This is a genomic window from Fibrella musci, assembly GCF_041321105.1.
Classification (GTDB): domain Bacteria; phylum Bacteroidota; class Bacteroidia; order Cytophagales; family Spirosomataceae; genus Fibrella; species Fibrella musci.
Map to the genome: position 1 here is coordinate 431,976 of NZ_JBGGWD010000001.1, position 18,494 is coordinate 450,469.

General features: G+C 57.8%; 12 protein-coding genes. 4 read left to right on the forward strand and 8 right to left on the reverse strand.

The genetic code is table 11. The features are described from left to right. Positions 1-111: 111 nt before the first annotated feature. Positions 112-828: a hypothetical protein gene (locus ACAW74_RS01780; RefSeq protein WP_370696470.1), complete on the forward strand. Its 717-nt coding sequence runs from the start codon at positions 112-114 to the stop codon at positions 826-828. Here the strand turns inward: ACAW74_RS01780 and ACAW74_RS01785 are convergent. From ACAW74_RS01785 to zwf, 8 genes are all read right to left on the reverse strand, one after another. Then, on the reverse strand, positions 815-1,885 hold the full coding sequence (locus tag ACAW74_RS01785) for a winged helix DNA-binding domain-containing protein (protein ID WP_370696471.1): 1,071 nt from the start codon (positions 1,883-1,885) through the stop codon (positions 815-817). The genes ACAW74_RS01780 and ACAW74_RS01785 overlap by 14 nt on opposite strands. Before the next feature lie 45 nt (positions 1,886-1,930). Beyond that, the gene (locus tag ACAW74_RS01790; protein WP_370696472.1) at positions 1,931-4,198 is read right to left on the reverse strand and encodes an NADP-dependent malic enzyme; all 2,268 of its coding nucleotides are present in this window, start codon (positions 4,196-4,198) and stop codon (positions 1,931-1,933) included. Positions 4,199-4,310: 112 nt separating this feature from the next. Next, positions 4,311-5,615: a cation:dicarboxylate symporter family transporter gene (locus ACAW74_RS01795; protein WP_370696473.1), complete on the reverse strand. Its 1,305-nt coding sequence runs from the start codon at positions 5,613-5,615 to the stop codon at positions 4,311-4,313. Between the two features lie 65 nt (positions 5,616-5,680). Next, positions 5,681-6,766 (reverse strand): coiled-coil domain-containing protein, encoded by a 1,086-nt coding sequence (locus ACAW74_RS01800; protein WP_370696474.1) that lies wholly within the window; start codon positions 6,764-6,766, stop codon positions 5,681-5,683. A gap of 44 nt (positions 6,767-6,810) precedes the next feature. Continuing rightward, positions 6,811-7,464, reverse strand: coding sequence for an endonuclease III domain-containing protein (locus ACAW74_RS01805; protein ID WP_370696475.1), 654 nt, complete (start codon positions 7,462-7,464; stop codon positions 6,811-6,813). Between the two features lie 105 nt (positions 7,465-7,569). Next, positions 7,570-8,826 (reverse strand): OmpA family protein, encoded by a 1,257-nt coding sequence (locus ACAW74_RS01810; RefSeq protein ID WP_370696476.1) that lies wholly within the window; start codon positions 8,824-8,826, stop codon positions 7,570-7,572. A 137-nt stretch (positions 8,827-8,963) separates the two neighbouring features. Continuing rightward, positions 8,964-9,683: a 6-phosphogluconolactonase gene (gene pgl, locus ACAW74_RS01815; RefSeq protein WP_370696477.1), complete on the reverse strand. Its 720-nt coding sequence runs from the start codon at positions 9,681-9,683 to the stop codon at positions 8,964-8,966. 149 nt (positions 9,684-9,832) lie between these two features. Further along, on the reverse strand, positions 9,833-11,356 hold the full coding sequence (gene zwf / locus ACAW74_RS01820; RefSeq protein WP_370696478.1) for a glucose-6-phosphate dehydrogenase: 1,524 nt from the start codon (positions 11,354-11,356) through the stop codon (positions 9,833-9,835). 182 nt (positions 11,357-11,538) lie between these two features. On the opposite strand from zwf, the gene ACAW74_RS01825 reads away from it, so the two are divergent. From ACAW74_RS01825 to ACAW74_RS01835, 3 genes are all read left to right on the forward strand, one after another. Then, a complete protein-coding gene (locus ACAW74_RS01825; RefSeq protein WP_370696479.1) occupies positions 11,539-12,489 on the forward strand; it encodes a threonine ammonia-lyase in 951 nt (316 codons plus the stop codon). A gap of 86 nt (positions 12,490-12,575) precedes the next feature. Continuing rightward, positions 12,576-13,193, forward strand: coding sequence for a DedA family protein (locus tag ACAW74_RS01830; RefSeq protein ID WP_370696480.1), 618 nt, complete (start codon positions 12,576-12,578; stop codon positions 13,191-13,193). A gap of 285 nt (positions 13,194-13,478) precedes the next feature. After that, positions 13,479-18,437: a cellulose binding domain-containing protein gene (locus ACAW74_RS01835; protein WP_370696481.1), complete on the forward strand. Its 4,959-nt coding sequence runs from the start codon at positions 13,479-13,481 to the stop codon at positions 18,435-18,437. The last annotated feature ends 57 nt before the right edge of the window (positions 18,438-18,494 follow it).

Here is an 18,494-nt window from a genome sequence, read left to right on the forward strand (position 1 = left end):
AAAGTACATGACAGACGTAATTTCGGTAGTCGTTCCAACCATCCAACCCCAAAATGTGTCGTTAAAATAGGGTTAACACTTAGTCCCCGCTTTAACAAACCTGATCAACGTATGAAACGTACCGTAAAACGGATGGCACTGCTGGTGCTGGCATTGCCGTTAGCCAGTTGTGGTTCTAACTTCCTCACCACACCAACTCCCATTATTAACAAGGGCGTTATCCTGGACGCTAATCTGGCCAGCAGCAATGCCGGCTGGGAAGGCGAAGCCACCGATTATGGCGTCGCCCAGCAGGACCTGATCGAATTTTCGTTTTCGTATGCGTCCCTGCCCGCCCCGCTCGACACCACGAAGAAGGCCCTGCGCGTGAGTGGCCGCAACCGCAGCGATGACCTGTTTATGTTTGTGCGGAAACAGCTCACGGGCCTGGCCCCCAATACCGACTACACGCTGGAGTTCGATGTCGAACTGGCGTCGCCTCACCCGGCGGGTAGTGTCGGCATCGGTGGTTCACCGGCGACCAGTGTCTTTTTAAAAGCGGGGGCATCGGCGGCTAAGCCCGAGAAAAAGCTACAGGGCGATTTTTACACGCTGAGCGTCGATAAAGGCAGTCAGTCGGAAGCCGGGACCCAAGCCGTGGTGCTGGGCAATCTGGCAAACGGCAAGGATACGGAAGAATACACGCTGATTCAGCGCTCCAACGAAGGACAACCCCTGAAGGCGCGCACCAATGACAAAGGCGAACTCTGGGTGTTTGTGGGTACCGATTCGGGCTTCGAAGGTGACCAGACGCTCTACTACAGCCGCATCAAAGTCACGGCGTTATAACCACGTCCTTCCCCAGGTAACGGGCATAGCTCTGCACCGCCTCGTGTATCCGCTCGATTTGTTCTTCCGAAAGCGGGCGTAGCAAAGTCAGCTCGATGGCAACGTACCTGGCCTTTTTTGTGGGCTTCCAAAGTCCGCTCACCTGACCGTCCACGACAAGGATGGGCTTGAAAAGGCCGTTGCCGGTTTGCTGGGCCAATTCAGCGGCCAACGACGCACTCCGGTCGACGTACCCAACCATAAACTCATCAAAAGCGGGCAACAAATGAACCGTACCGGCTGGCAGACTACCCCTTGTTTGGTCGGCTAACCAGTACGGTTTTTTATTAATCAGTTCGGCCCTCAGGTACGTACCTGCGCCCTCAATGCCCCGCCGCGCATCGCCCGTAGACAACCCCGACCACCACACAAAATCGTTGAGCGTGGCGGGACCGTGGCTGGTAAAATACCGTTTCGCTAATTCCGTCAGGGCTTCGTCGCGGCTTAGTTGGCGGCGTATGGGTACGCGCTCCCGCAGCAGCGCATACGTGTGTTTCTTCCCTGTAAACGGTCCATTGCACACCACGCCGGCCAGCTCAGCTAAAAACATCAGGTGGTAAGCCCGGGTCGCATCGGTCCGAATCCCCGCCTGTTGCAGCTGTTGCATCACTTCGTCACGCGTCAGGTACGTATGGTCGCCCAGCACCCGCTCCAGCACCGTCCAGCTTTTGGCCAGCAGTTCATCATCCAGTTCCAGCTCACGTTTACGGGCTGCCAACAACCGACTCACGTGCGGGGCCGTCAAGTCAAGCAGCCAGTCGATGTCAGCAGCGGCAACAAAATGCCAGGTAGGCCGCATCAGGTGCGTACGGACGATGTCGGCGCGCTGAATAGCCGCTTCTACCGCTGCTTCCGTACTGCCGGGTAATCGCAATCCGATGGCCCATTTTGCCTGCTCATACTCCTGCGCCTGCACCGCGCCCATCCAGGCCACTACATCAGCCGGTGTGGGTAAACCGGAGTGCACCAATTGTTGATTGGCTAGCCGGTTGTTGGCGATTTCGTTGCCTGTGAGCATATGATCCAGAAAAGCGTTGATTCCGAAACCGTATAGGTTTGGTACCTAATCCGCTACGGCGATGGCGACCATATTCACGACTTCGCGCACCGAGCTACCGAGTTGCAGCACGTGAACGGGTTTGCGCAGCCCCATCAGGACCGGCCCGATTTTCTCGATCCGGCCAATTTCTTTCAGCAGGTTGTAGGCAATGTTCGACGCCGACAGGTTCGGGAAGATCAGCACGTTGGCGGGTTGCTCGGCCAAAGGCGAGAAACTGTACGATGCCTGCATCAGCTCCTGATTGAAGGGCAAGTGAGCCTGCATTTCGCCGTCGACCACCCAGTCGGGGTGTTTGTGTTGCAGAATCGCGGTGGCTTCCTGCATCTTCACGGCATCGTCGCCGGTCGCACTGCCAAACGTTGAATACGACAACAGCGCAATGCGGGGGTCGATACCCAGCCGTTTCACAGCGTTGGCCGTCGTTTCGGCGATCTCGACAATCTCGGCAGTGGTGGGGTTCATGTTCACCGTTGTGTCGGACAGGAACAACGGCCCAAACCGCGACAAGAGCACGTACATGCCCGACACTTTCTGGATACCCGGTTGTCGGCCAATCACTTGCAGCGCCGGGCGTAGGGTTTCGGGGTAGTTGCGCGTCAGACCCGAAATCAACACGTCGGCCACACCCTGCTCCAGCAATACCGACCCGAAATAGTTACGGTCACGCATCAGGTTGCGGGCCTCGGTGAGCGTGAGCCCCTTCCGTTTGCGTTTTTCGTACAGCACCTGCGCGTAGGCTTCGCGCAACGACTCCTGCTCGGGCGAGCGGTGGTCGATGATCTGCACGTCGCCAAGGTCCATGTTGTGATCATCGAGCACCTGCTGCACAACCGCCTCATTACCAATCAGAATGGGCACCGCCATGCGCTGCTCGATGACCTGCGCCACGGCCCGCAGCACCGTCAGGTTTTCGCCGTCGGTAAAGACAATGCGCTTGGGCGACTGTTGCGCCTGCCGGGTCAGTCGGCGGATGAAGGTATTGTCCTGCCCCTGTCGCCGCGACAGTTGCAGGTCGTAATCGGCCCAGTCGGTAATAGCGCGCCGGGCCACACCCGAGTCGATCGCGGCTTTCGCTACGGCTGGTGCGACGGTCATCAGCAGGCGCGGGTCGGTGGGTTTGGGCAGGATGTAGGTACGTCCGAACACCAGACCATCAGTGCCGTAACTGCGGCTTACCACGTCGGTAACGGGCTTTTTAGCCAGTTCGGCCAGCGCCCGCACGGCGGCCAGTTTCATGGCTTCGTTGATCTCCGTGGCCCGCACATCGAGCGCGCCCCGGAAGATGTAGGGGAAGCCGAGCACGTTGTTTACCTGATTCGGGAAGTCAGACCGGCCCGTCGCCATGATGATGTCGGGGCGGGCAGCGGTAGCGTCTTCGTAGGTAATCTCGGGATTCGGGTTGGCCATGGCAAACACCACCGGGTCGGGTGCCATGCTCCGAATCATATCCTGCGTCACCACACCGCCCACACTGAGGCCAAGAAACACGTCGGCCCCCACCATCGCGTCGGCCAGCGCGTAACCAGCCGGATGGCGGTCGGTGGTGTATTTGTACTGGTTACCGACCAGGTTGGTGCGGTCTTTACTAAGCAGGCCGTCTTTGTCGAACACCGTAATGTTGTCGGGCGACACGCCCAGGTCGACGTACAGGTCGAGGCAGGCAATGGCCGCCGCCCCGGCGCCGTTTACCACCAGCTTGATCTGATCGATTTCTTTACCGGCCAACTCGAGCGCGTTGAGCAACGCCGCCCCCGACGTAATCGCCGTGCCGTGCTGATCGTCGTGCATGACGGGGATGTTCAGCTCCTGCCGCAACCGCCGCTCGATCTCAAAACATTCGGGCGCTTTGATGTCTTCCAGATTAACCCCGCCAAACGTCGGTTCGAGAATCTTCACGGTGCGGATAAACTCCTCCACATCGGTCGTGTCGAGTTCGATGTCGAAGGCGTCGATGTCGGCGTAGATCTTGAAGAGCAGGCTTTTTCCTTCCATGACGGGCTTCGAGGCCACCGCCCCAATGTTGCCCAGCCCCAGCACGGCGGTGCCGTTGGAGATGACGGCCACCAGATTTCCTTTGGCCGTATAATCGTAGGCCCGTTCGGGTACGTCGGCAATGGCCAGACAGGGTTCAGCTACGCCCGGCGAATAAGCCAGCGACAGATCCCGCTGATTTTCAGTCTCTTTGGTGGGATTTACTTCTATTTTACCAGGACGCCCTTTCGCGTGGTAATTGAGCGCGTCCTCGCGCAGTTTATTAGATGGAGTGCTCATAAAAACGTATTCACCACAGCGATACAGAGCGAACAGAGCATGATTAGTTTACCACCGACTCTGTTTCCTCTGTATCTCTGTGGTGAAAAAATGTTGGGCCAAAGTTAATGTCTTACGGCTCTGCCTCGCCTACCGATTCCATCTTTTCCACGGAACCGAACGCCTGCAACATAGCGGTGCGGTCGAATGCCCGCTCATTATTGGCCAGCCAGATCGTGGCGACACCGTTGCCGATAAAGTTGGTGATACTGCGCGCTTCCGACATAAACCGGTCGACGCCCAGCAGCAACGCCAGCCCTTCGACCGGAATCACGTTGATAGCGGTGAGCGTACTCGCCAGCACCACAAAGCCGCTGCCCGTTACGCCCGCCGCGCCTTTGGAGGTGACCATCAGAATACCCACGATGGTAGCCAGTTGGCTCCAGTCGAGGTGGACGTTGAAAACCTGCGCCAGGAAGATCGTGGCCATCGACAAATAGATGGTGGTGCCGTCGAGGTTGAACGAGTAGCCCGCGGGCACCACCAGCCCCACCACCGATTTGGCACAGCCCATGCGTTCGAGCTTTTCCATCAGCGACGGCAGGCCCGCCTCCGACGACGACGTACCCAGCACGATCAGGAGTTCTTCCCGGATGTAGCGCAGGTAGCCCAGCAGCGGCACCCGGCAGGTGTAGAGAATACCGCCCAGCACCACGAAAATAAATACCGCCATCGTGGTGTAGACCGTAGCCATGAGCTTCGCCAGTGGCAGCAACGTACCCAGCCCGTATTTACCGATGGTGTAGGCCATGCCACCAAATGCGCCAATGGGTGCCAGCCGCATCACCAGGTGCAATCCCCTAAAAATGATTTTAGATGCCTGATTCAGTACGGCGACGATCCGGTCACGGCCCGCATACTGACTCAGCAGAACACCCGCCAGAATAGCGCCCAGCAGCACCTGCAAGGTCACGTTATCGAGAAAGAACTGCCACCAGCTAAACGCCGATGCGGTTTTGGTGTATTTGGAAATATCGCCCCCTTTCAAGGCTGATGTTACGACGCCCTCACCTGGCCGGATGATGTTAGCTACCAGCACGCCGATCAATAGTGCCATCGTCGTGACGACCTCGAAATAGAGGAGTGCTTTTGCCCCCACCGTACCCACCTTTTTCAGATCGCCCATGCTGACGATGCCGAGCGTGATGGTCAGGAAGATAATCGGGTTGATAAACAGCTTGACGGTGCTGATGAAAATACCGCTCAGAAACTCGCTCAGCGTGACACCGATGGTGAGTTCCTGCCCCATGAACCGGCCTTTAAGCGGCTCATCGAGTACGGGCAGCAGGGCCAGGTCGGGACGGAAGTGGCCAAGCAAGATACCGAGTGTGATGGCCGTCAGCACCCAGAATGTGAGGTTGGAAAACAGTTTGGTCATGGAGAATGGCCTACGCATTGAACCGTGAACTAACGGAATCCTGCCGCCAACTCAAAATGACCAGCCTACGGAATCTGGTACGCTGCCAGCCAGGCTTTCAGTTGGGTAGGGTCGGCCAGAGCCTTCACAAGCGCTCTGAGTGATTTGGCATCCGCCTTTGCCGCCTTGATGTCGCTGCTGATCACGTAGTCCAGACTGCGAACCGCCACCGGCCCCGATCCACTGCGGCCTAGCATCGCGTTCAGTTCGCTGGTCAGGGCGGCGAGTTGTTCGTCCAGTTCCTCGACCTGCTGCGCCAGGATCTTGTTGTAATGCTGCAACTGACTATCGGCCAGAGCGGCCAACTGTTTCTGATTGATGCGTTCAAACTCCAACTGCAACCGGAACAGACCCATCAGGTCGCTTTTTTCGTAGGCCTCTGTCACGCGCTGCATAATCGCCGTTTTGCGTTCTTTTTCGGCAGGGTCCAGTTCGCGGTCGGGGTGGAAGGCCTTCACCAGATCGAGGTAGAGCGCCCGAACGGCCTTCGTCACATTGAGCGCCCGCACCTCACGGGCCAGTCGTTTTTCACTTTTAGGCTCCTGCGCCCGGCGGTCAGCGGCTTCCTGCTGCCGTTGCTGTTCGGCCAATGCCCGCTCCCGAAGCAGGCCCTGCAAATACGCCAGCAGTTCATCCGGTGTAGCAAATGACCGCGCCGGGTCGATCAATAGCCCAAATTTAGCCTCGGCAATGCGCCGAATCTGTGCGACACTGACAGCATCGGCTTCGGCCAGCGCCGCCTCGAAACCAGTGTCGTCGTAGCGGTCGTAAATCGGCTTCAGCTCATCGTAGCCCTGCTGAATCAGGTCGTAGGCCAGGCTGGTAATCAGGTGGCGCAGTTTCCGGGTTTCGGCGTTAGTCCACGCGTATCGTTCATGCACTTGATCGAACAGCCGTACCAAATCGACTCGCGCCTGCTGTTGCTTTCGTTGCAAGGGCACTAACTCGCCCTGAATCCGTTGCCGCGCCTGCTCGATAGCCGCCCGCAGTTCGGCCAATTGCTCCTCCTGCTCTGTAATTCGGCTCGTCAGTTGATTAAGCCGTTTCTGTTGCTTCGACAGGGGTACGCTTTTATTGGCTGACTCAATCCAGACCAGCGGCTGCTTGCTCATACATTCATTTCGAGTTTGGCGTTTTTAGCCTGTAGTTGGCCTGGCTACCGGTGCTTGGTTACGCCGACTTGCGCACAATGAGCCGATACGGGGCAGGTAGAGCAGTGCGGCAACGTACCTGTGCAGATGTGTTTGCCGAAGGGCATCAACAGCCGGTTGATGTTGATCCACTGGGCCACCGGCACCTGCTTTTCCAGCACGGCCAGCGTTTGTTCGGGTGTTTTTGTCTGCACAAAACCCCAGCGATTGGTCACCCGGTGCACGTGAATATCGACGCTGATGGCCGCCTGCCCCGTGGCCACCCCCAGGGCTAGATTCGCACACTTCGGCCCCACGCCTTTGAGCGATGTTAGTACGTCGAAATCAGTGGGCAACGTACCTGCGAACTCCGTCATCACGCGCTGCGCAATGCCGATCATGGTATTGGCCTTCTGGTCGGGGTAACTACTGCCGTAGAGCAGGGGCGTCAGTTCGTCGGGCGAGAGGGCGGCGATGTCAGCGGGCGTCCGGGCAATCTCAAACAGCCGCAACGACACAGGAATGGTGGTTTCGTCGAGTGTTCGGATCGAGATAATGCAGGAGATCAATTGCTCAAACAGGCTATTATAGCCCCGCTCGGCCAGATCAAACATCGCCGCTTTTGGGTAAGGCGCGATCGCCGGTTCAATCAGGCTCAGTACCGTGTCGAGGGGAAACATTATTGAGTTTGTCAGTCTTCTGTTCACTGTCCTCTGTTATTCGCCACTCAATCAGGTACGTTAGGGGCGGAGCAACAGAAGACAGTGAACAGAAGACTATTAAACCTACGCTTTTGTTATCACCATCTCCACGCGCCGATTCTCGGGGTGAGGGGTGCCGCGGGTGCTATTGATGGGGCGCGAGTGGCCATAACCGACGGCTTCCACGCGGGTTTCGGCAATGCCTTTGCTCATCAGGTACCGCTTCACAGCGAAGACCCGGTTGCGCGACAGTTCGAGGTTCGCGTCGAAATCGCCGATGATGTCGGTGTGCCCTTCCAGCTTGATCTGCATGGCCGGGTTCAGTTTCATCACCTCCACCAGCTTGTCGAGTTCAGGAAAGGATTCAGCTTGCAACTCATATTTCGACTGAGCGAAATAGATGTTCTTCAGCGTGATTTTCGTCCCGACGGCGATGGGCACCAGATCGAAGTTGGCCGTTTTTTCGGTGCGGGCGATGGCAACGGTGTCGCGCTTCCCGAAATAGCCCTTGGCAGTAGCGCTTACTTCCCAGACCGTCAGCGGGTCGCCGGGAAAGCGATAGGTGCCATCGGCGGCTTTAGCCCGTGTCGAGTCAGCAGGTTCGTCGCCGTTCGATTCGGCACCCGACAGCATCCGGTACGTGAGCATAGCCGCGACAGGTTTGCCCGTTTTAGCATCGCGGACCGTGCCTTTAATCGCCAGCGTCGGGTTGGGCGGCAGCGGGGTCTGAGCCGGTTCGGGAACTGGTGGCGCGGGGCGTGGTTTCGTTGGCGCAGGTCTAGCCGGTGGCTGGGTACGTGGTCGCGACGGCTGGGTACGTTTCAACGGGTTTATGACGTGCACACCCCAAAAGTTGAAGCAGGTTTCGCCGGGACGGTTCTGGTCTGAACACTCAAAGAGGTCGAACGTCTCGATACCTGGGTCAAGCCGCTCGAAATAAGCCACGAAATCAACCGTCTCACCGGGGCGTACGTCGCGTCGTTTATTGGTCGGAATATTATCGGCGCGAATAAATTTAAACGACCGGGCACCGCCGTTGGCGTACAGCCGCGCCGATGGCACAAAGGTGATGGTATGCCCCTCGTTCGATCCAAGGCGGTCGGGAATGGGATACGGAATACCCGGAATCTTCATGGGCGACCGCGACGGCTTTTCGTCGGACCCATCGCGGAATCGCATGTAAATGACGGTGTATTGTGCTGTTAGATCGACCCGGCTGATAACCACGTCGGGGTCATTCACATCATCGACGCGGGGCTTCGGCGTCGAGTAGTCTACCGTTTGGGCGCTGGCACCGAAGGCCAGCAGCAGCCCCATACCCAATACCCCAAAAAGACGCATAGTTTTTCTCAAGATGAACCGAATGCTGATTGTGCATCCAGAACGTTAGAGGGCGCCGGGTAGTTTAGGTTTAAATCTTTTTAAGTAATTGCCCTTATAAAAAACGAGCGCTGGTCCATCTAGCGCTCGTTTCGAGTTTACAACCGTTTGGCGGCGGCTTCGTCGATAAACCAGATCAGCTCACCGGTAATGGGCTTGATGCGCTGCGACGGGTATTTGTACGGCTGATAGTCGCCTTTCAGCACGCCATAGAGCGCATCGGCTTTGTTGTCGCCCGCCACCAGAAACAACACCGCCGCCGCCTGATTGACCACCGGGGCCGTCAGCGTAAGCCGGAACATGTCCTGCTGTTGCAGGAAAAAGGCTTTCGTCCAGGCAACGTCTTCGCTCACCACCTCGGTACCCGGAAACAGCGACAGCGTGTGGCCGTCGTCGCCCATGCCCAACAACACCAGATCGAACGTCTGCTCATGGCCGTCGAAGTAGCGGTGCAGGATCTGGGCATACTCCTCCATCGACGCATCGGGTTGACGGTCGGTCCGCATCACGTGGATGTTGTCGGCAGGTACGTTCACCTTGTCGAGTAGCGTATCGTAGGCCATGCGGGCATTGTTGCGCTCGTCGGTCAGGGGTACGTAGCGTTCGTCGCCCCAGAAGACATGCACCCGCGGCCAGTCGATGCGGTCGCGCAGGGGTGGTTGCGCCAGCAGCAGGTGCAGGGCCTTGGGCGTGCTGCCGCCCGACAGCGCGATGGTAAAACGCGGGCGTGTGGCCAGCGTCTGCTCAATGCGTTCGGTGATCCATTCGGCCGCCTGCTGCGCCAGTTCGGTCGGGTCGTTAACGATGTTGATAGTCATAAAGCAAGTATCTACAGTCTGGATAGTCGGTACTGAAAAGAAGTCCGTAGTCTGGAAAGTCCGTTTTATTGAGGCAGTGCCCCACTGTCACGACTACAAACTTTCCAGACTACGGACTTCTTTTCAATACCGACTATCCAGACTACTTTCTATTCATTATTCCAGCTAAAGCCTTGCTGGGCGATGAGTTTGTCGGCTTCGGCAGGACCCCACGAGCCCGGCGCGTAAGTCGGCATCGACGCCGGCGGTCCCGCGTCCGGGTCGGTTTGCGCGGCCCAGTGGTCGAGAATAGGCATGACAATCTGCCACGCCTCATCGACCTGATCGGCCCGCATGAACAGGGTCGCGTCGCCCGCCATTACATCGAGCAACAGCGTTTCGTAGGCTTCGGGCTGCTGCTCCGTGAAGGCCGTGTTGTAGTTGAACTCCATCTCGACCGGGTCGAGGGCCAGTTGCTGACCGGGGCGTTTAGCCTGAAAGCGCAGCCGGATGTTCATATCGGGCTGAATGCTGATGATCAGGCAGTTGTGCTGCCACGTCTTGGTCGCTTCATTAGGGAAGGCGTAGTGCGGCGCGGGCCGGAACTGCACCGTAATGACCGACGATTTTTCAGCCAGATGCTTGCCCGTCCGAACGTAGAAGGGGGTTCCCTCCCACCGCCAGTTGTCGCAGAAGAACGTCACGGCGGCAAAGGTCTCGGTCATCGATTCGGGCTTCACACCTTCTTCCTCGCGGTAAGCCGGGCTTTCTTTGTCGCCTTTCTTACCAGCGCCGTATTGCGCCCGCACCGCTACCTGATCGACCTGATCGGGTTCTACCCGTCGCATGGCCCGGAGCACGTCTACTTTCTTGTTGCGGATTTCGTCGGCTTCAAACGAGGTGGGCGGTTCCATCGCTACCATGCAGAGCAGTTGCAGTAGGTGGTTCTGAATCATATCCCGCAGGGCACCCGAGCCTTCGTAATAACCACCACGGCCTTCCAGTCCAACGGTTTCGGCGGCGGTCAGCTGCACGTATTCGACGTAGTTGTGGTTCCAGATCGGCTCAAACAGCGTGTTGGCAAACCGCAGCGCGAGCAGGTTCTGCACCGTTTCTTTGCCCAGATAGTGGTCGATGCGGTAAATCTGCTCTTCGGCAAAATGGGTCAGCAGCAGTGCATTTAGCTCGCGGGCACTTTGCAGGTCGTGCCCAAACGGTTTTTCTACCACAATGCGCACCCGCGATTTATCACCACAGAACGAGAGCTGGCTCAGGTTATTAGCGATATCAGGCACGAGCTGCGGCGCTACCGACATGTAGAAAATGATGTTGGCGTGCGTGTGCCATTCGGCTTCACGCTCACTCACCAGATCGCCGATGAGGTGATAGGCGCTGGCATCACCTCCATCCAGTTTCAGGTAGCGGATGTGTGGCGAAAAAGCCTTCCAGCTATCTTCCGGGCCATTTTTCCGGCGCGAAAACTCCTGAATGCCTTCCAGCAGTCGCTCACGAAACGAGTCGTCGGTGTATTGGGTACGTCCGATACCGACCACCTCAAACTGCTCTGGTAAGTAGTTGTCCAGGAAGAGGTTATAGAGCGCGGGGGTCAGTTTGCGGTAATTCAGATCGCCGCTACCACCGAAAATAAAGACAATCGTCGCAGGCGGACGCTGGGTATTCGAAGAGGTTGTCATTCTGTTGTACGAGAAAGAAATGTACCGGGGGATGAACAGTAGACAGTATACAGTAAACAGTATACAGTGGCTTGCCTCGGCGTAGCCCTACTGCATACTGTTCACTGTATACTGTCCACTGTACACTACCCACGGGGTGGCAATTTGTTAGATTTGGGGCGCAATCGCAACCAAACGACCCCATGTTGACCCTGCAAACGCTGCGCGACGCTCACGATCGCATTCGCCCGTATATCCACCGCACGCCCGCGCTCACCTGCCAGACCATCGACCGGATGGCCGGGGCACAGCTGGTTTTCAAGTGCGAAAATTTCCAGAAAATCGGTGCGTTTAAGGCGAGGGGTGGCATGAACGCTGCCCTGCAACTGACCGAAGCCGAGCGCGCTTATGGAGTCACGACCCACTCGTCGGGCAACCATGCGCAGGCGCTTGCTTACGCGGCCCGGCAGTTGCAGATACCTGCCTACATCGTGATGCCCCGCACCGCCCCGCAGGTAAAAAAAGACGCCGTACGTGGCTACGGTGCCACCGTGATCGAGTGCGAGCCTACCTTGCAGGCCCGCGAAGAGGGCGTTCGGGACGTGATACTACGTACCCGGGCGGCGCTGATTCATCCGTTCGACGATGACCGCGTCATTGCCGGGCAAAGTACGGCAACGATCGAACTGCTCGACGACAACCCGACCGGACGCCCCTTCGATGCCGTATTGGCTCCTGTGGGCGGCGGTGGGCTGCTCAGTGGTACGGCCCTCGCCGTGCACTACCTCGCCCCCAACACCCGCGTAGTGGGTTGCGAACCCGAAGGCGCTGCCGACGCTGTACTATCGTTTGAAAGCGGGCGGGTCGAAAAAGCGCCTTATATCGACACCATTGCCGATGGCCTGATGACGACCCTCAGCGAACGGACGCTGGCCATTATCCGCCAGTATGTGAGCGCTATCCGGCTGGTCAACGACGACGAAATCAGGGCGGCGCAACGGCTGGTCTGGGAGCGGATGAAGATCATCATCGAGCCGTCGTGCGCCGTGCCGCTGGCCGTGGTGTTGCGCTACAAAGCCGACTTTACCGATCAGACGGTCGGTATCATCCTGACGGGCGGCAACGTCGACCTCACGAAGCAGTTTACCCCGTAACAACCAGGGCGGGTTCACTTGGTTGGTAAACTACGGCGGCTGAGGCAGGTTATCAGCTAGGGTAGTCTTCGCTGCCCGACCACCGGATGGACGTTTTGCTCAATAACCTGCTGCTGCTTACGACAAACTGGATTGAATGGGGAGGCACCACGCTCATTGCCGCGCTCGTGTTTATCGAAACGGGTTTTCTGCTGGGGCTGGTCGTGCCCGGTGGCGAAACCTTGCTATTCACGGCGGGCCTGCTCACAGGCGTCCAGACGCTTCACGTTTCGGTGGTGGGGCTGATTGCCCTGCTTACCGGTGCGGCCATCGCTGGCGATCTCACCGGGTACCTGATTGGCCGTCGGCTGGGCAACCGGCTGCATCAACTTCCCGACTCGTTCTTCTTCAAACGGCGCTACCTGGAGCGGTCCGATGCCTTTTACCGTAAACATCCCCGGCGTGCCCTGCTGGTGGGTCGTTTTCTACCCATTATCCGCACGTTCAACCCATTATTGGCTGCGAGCAGCGGCTTGCCGCTATCCCGTTTTCTGCTGCTGACGTCGGTCAGTTGTCTGGCCTATGTGTCGGCACTGGTGCTGGCTGGGTACGTATTGGGGCAACAGTTTCCGCAGTTAGGGCAATACGTTCAATACATCTTTCTGGGCGTGGTGGTGCTGGTGCTGGGTACGTTGTTATTCCAACGTTTTCGCTCGACTAGCTGACCCCTCTTCAGGTAAATGGGCTACCGGCAGACGACCAGACCGGCAGTATATTGAAGCGACCAAATTATACCGATTACCTACTACTCATTTCCGCTTAACACCGCCCAAACAACACACACCTATCGGTTAGTATCGACAAATTCATTTAGGTCGTATACCTGCAAGTTTCATCTTGCACAGAGCCACTACTTTTTAGTGACAAATTTTATTTAATAATAATCAGCTAACACCACATAGGTAATAGATATGATAGTTTTGGGGGTTAAAACCAATTCCCAAATTTTCATGACTTCATATCTACAGCGAGCTTTTTTTGCCTGGCTAGGGATGCTTATGCTCTGTGCATTCCCTTCTGCTATTCGGGCACAGGCCCCGACAGATCTGTTTTTCTCCGAATACATCGAAGGAAGCAGCAACAACAAAGCCCTTGAAATTTACAACGGCACGGGCGCTCCTATCAATCTGGCCACGAGCCAGTATGTAGTGCAGGTTTATTCCAATGGCAGTAACAATGTCACGGCGACCATATCACTAACGGGTACGGTGGCAAGCAATGGCGTGTATGTATTGGCCAACAACAACGCAAACGTCAATGTAGCCATTTCAAGTAAAGCCAACCAAACTAGCGGCTCTGTTAACTACAACGGAAATGATGCCGTTGTGCTGCGGAAAGGCGGGGCTACGGGCACAATTGTCGACGTAATCGGGCAAATCGGCAACGATCCCGGCGCTGAATGGGGCAGCGGTCTCACATCGACCGCCGACAATACACTTCGCCGCAAAGCAACCCTTTGCAGCGGCGACAACATAGGGTCCGATGCGTTTAATCCGGCTATTCAGTGGGATGGCTTCGCTGTCGACACCTTCGATGGGCTGGGCTCACACACTGCTGATTGCGGCGGCACAACACCTTCGTTACCGTCTGTCAGCATAACGGCCACGGATGCTGCTGGTGCAGAAGCCGGTTCAGACCCAGTCACGTTTACGCTCTCGCGCACGGGCAGCACCGACGCCGACCTGACGGTTAATTACACCATAGGCGGCACCGCCACCAACGGCACCGATTACACCCCCGCCCTCAGTGGCGTCGTGGTAATTCCGGCCGGGCAGTCGTCGGTTTCGCTTACGCTGACGCCCGTTGACGACGCGATTATCGATGCTAACGAGACCATCATCCTGACCGTTGCGGCCAATGCGGCCTATAGCATTAGTTCGGCGTCGGCCACGGCCATCATCGCCGACGATGAGATTACGCCCAGCCAGCGGATTCACAACATTCAGGGCGCGGCCCACATCTCGCCCCTGCTGGGTCAGGTGGTCAACAACGTACCTGGTATCGTGACGGGCCTCCGGTCGAACGGTTTCTACCTGCAAGACCCCACCCCCGACAACGATGAACGTACCTCGGAAGGGATTTTTGTCTTTACCAGCACCGCCCCGACCGTAGCCGTGGGTACGTCGCTGTTGGTGAGTGGTACCGTGGCCGAATTCCGGTCGGGCGGTAGCGCCGGCTCCAACAACCTGACGATCACACAGATTCAGGCACCAACTATCGTGACGGTGTCGACGGGCAACGCCCTGCCTGCGCCTACCCTACTGGGCAACGGGGGCCGTACTATTCCGAACACGATTATTGAAGATCAGACGGGCAACGTCGAGACGGGTGGTCTGGCGTTTGACCCGGCTACCGATGGTATCGACTTCTACGAAAGCGTAGAGGGGATGCTGGTACAGATCAACAACCCGCTGGCCGTAAGCCCGACGGTTCGGTCGGGTGCTGGTGCCGGTGAAATCTGGGTCGTGGCTGACAACGGAGCCAACGCTACCATCAAATCGTCGCGCGGCGGCGTCATCGTTAGCGCCAACGACTTCAACCCGGAGCGTATCCAACTCGATGATACAATGCTGAACCCGCCCAGCGGCGGTTACCTGACGCCGACCGTCAACGTGGGCGCGCAGTTGAGCACGGTAGTCGGGATTGTGAGCTGGGTGGCCGACAACTACGAAGTACTGGTTACCTCGGCCCCGACGGTCATTTCAAACGGACTGACCAAAGAAAGCACCACGCTGGCCCCCACGGCCAACCAGCTGACCGTCTCGACGTTTAACGTGGAGAACCTGGCCCCCGGTGATCCCAGCAGCAAATTCAACAACCTGGCCAGCCGGATCGTCAACAACCTGAAAACCCCCGACATTCTGTTGCTGGAAGAAATTCAGGACAACAATGGTGCGACCAACGACGCCGTTGTCGATGCCAACGTCACGTTCGACCTGCTCATCAATGCCATCACGGCTGCCGGTGGACCCGCCTACCAGTACCGTCAGATCAACCCGGTCGACGACCAGGATGGCGGTCAGGCGGGTGGCAACATTCGGGTTGGGTTCCTGTTCAACCCCAACCGGGTCACGTTTGTGGATCGGCCCGGTGGCACCTCGACGGCCGCTACAACGGTCAACAACGTCAACGGCGTACCACAGCTGTCGTTCAACCCTGGCCGCGTCGACCCAACCAACCCGGCGTTTGCCAACAATGATGGGTCGGGTCCGGCGAGCAACAGCCGCAAACCACTGGCGGGCGAATTCCTGTTCAACGGGCAGCCCGTGTTCATCATCGGCAACCACTTCAGTTCGAAGATTCCCGACGATATTCTGTACGGTGTAAACCAGCCCGCCACGCTGTTCAGCGAGACACAACGCCGCGAGCAGGCTACGGTGGTGCGGAATTTCGTGCAGAGCATTCTGGCCATCAACCCCAACGCCAACGTCATTGCGCTGGGTGACCTTAACGACTTTGAGTTTTCGACACCGGTCAACATCCTGAAAGGCGCGCCGCTGAATTCGCTGATCGAAACGCTGCCTGCCAACGAGCGGTATACCTACAATTTCGAAGGAAATTCACAAACCATCGACCACATTCTGGTCAGCAACAGCCTGCTCGGCAAGCTGGATCAGTATGACGTGGTGCACATCAACGCCGAATTTACCGACCCGGACAGCGACCACGACCCGAGCGTAGCCCGCTTCAATTTCGCCCCGCCGGTAACGCCGCTCGTGCTGTCGGCCACGGCTACACCCACGCAACTGCTGACGACGGGCACCACCACCCTGTCGGCGGCCGTATCGGGCGGTACCACACCGTACAGCTACACGTTCAGCGGGCCGGGCACGATTACGCCAAGCGGCAATACTGCCACGGTAGCGAGCCTGCCAGCGGGCGTCCAAACGTTCACGATCACGGCGGGCGACGCCACCGCTCCAACTGCGCAGATTACGTCAACAACGGTTAGCGTTACGGTCATCGAGCCGGTGGTCGCTAACCTGACCGGGAGTGCGGCCATTTGCGTCGGTGCGACGGCTACACTGAGCGTTGCCGTCAGCGGCGGCACGGCCCCCTACACGGTTGTGTATACCGACGGCCAGTCGAGCAGCACGCTCACCGGGTACACGTCGGGCAGCCCCATCGTCGTGGCACCCAACCAGACCACGACCTACAGTCTGGTATCGGCAACGGATGCCAACGGACTGGCATCGACCAACCTGACTGGTACCGCGACGGTAACAGTTAATCGGGCAACGGCCTCTATCGCGGGTACGTTGACGGTTTGTACGGGCCAAACCACGACGCTGACAGCGCAGGGCGGCTCCTCATACAACTGGTCGACTAACGCCACGACGGCGGCGATTACCGTCGGTGCCGGTACGTATACGGTTCGTGTGACGGATGCCAACCAGTGTACGGCCACCGCTTCGGCCACCGTAACCGAGGTAGCTACACCAACTGCACCAACACTGCTAACGCAAGGTGGTCAGTCGGCCGTGACTGTGGTACAGGCATCGGGCGATGTCACACTCGTAGCGGGTGGCTGCTCAGGTACGTTGAGCTGGACAGGTCCGAACAACAGCGCCGGTACGTCCAATACGATTCTGGTATCGACCAACGTGCCGGGTACGTTTGTGTACACGGCGGTGTGCCGGTCGGCGGGTGGTTGTGTGAGCGCGCCCGTGTCGGCAACCGTTACGGTGCAGGGACTGACGCTGACCGTTTCGCACAAAAACGGCAACAACAATAACAAAACGGGTAACACCATCCGGCCGTACCTGAAGCTGAACAACGGCGGCGCGGCGGCTATTCCCTACGGTGAACTGACGGTGCGTTACTGGCTGACGGTAGAAAATTTTGCGCCCATGACCAACCTGTTTATCGACTGGGCACAACTGGGCACCAACAAGGTGAAGCTGAAATACGTAGCGCTGCCGCAGCCCCGCCAGGGTGCGCTGGGGTACGTGGAGTACAGCTTCGATGCCTCGGCGGGTAGCTTAGCCCCCAACGGTACCTCAGGCGAAATCCAGAGCCGGGTGGCTAAGCAAAACTGGACGGATTTCAACGAAGCCGACGATCATTCGTACAGCAGCAACAACAACTACGCGGTCAATAATAAGATCACGGTATATCGGAATGGCGTGCTGGTGAACGGCGTTGAACCCGCGCTGGTGACACCCACGCGGACGTTGACGGTGTATGCCGAAAACAAAAACCGCAACACGACGGGCAACCAGATCAAGCCGTATCTGAACGTAGCCAACGAAGGCAACCTGCCGGTTGACTATAGCCAGCTGACCGTGCGCTACTGGTTTACGGCGGAAGGTAACCAGCCGCTGGTCTACACGGTCGATTACGCCGAACTGGGTAACAACAAAGTGACGGGCCGGTTTGTGAAGGAGAACCGCGCGGGTGCCGACACGTACCTGGAACTGAGCTTCTCGCCCACCTTGGGTACGTTGTATCCGCTGAGTTCGACGGGCCAGATTCAGCAGCGGATCAATAAAAACGACTGGTCGAACTTCAACGAAGCCAACGATTACTCGTATATCCCGGCGGGCTCGGTGGTGGCTAACCCCAAAATCACGGCTTACCTGAACGGGTCGCTGGTGTACGGGCAGGAGCCAGGTGCCGCCAACGGGCGCATCGGTGCCGACGAGCCGGGAACCGACTTGCAGGTATCCGTGCTGGGCAACCCCGTGCTGACCAGCGATGTGCAGGTTGACGTGCTGGGTGCGCAGGGACAACCCCTCCGCTTCCTGCTGACCGACGTAAACGGCCGGACGATCACGGAGCATCAGGTAGAGCAGGCCACGGCCGCCGAACACCAGACGCTGAAGCTGGGTAACCAACCCGCTGGTCTGTTGCTGCTGCACGTGAGCACACCCTCACAGGCCAAAACGGTGAAGCTGATTCGTCAGTAAGCCGATCAACACAAAAAAAGCGAACTCGACAGAATTTCCTGTCGAGTTCGCTTTTTT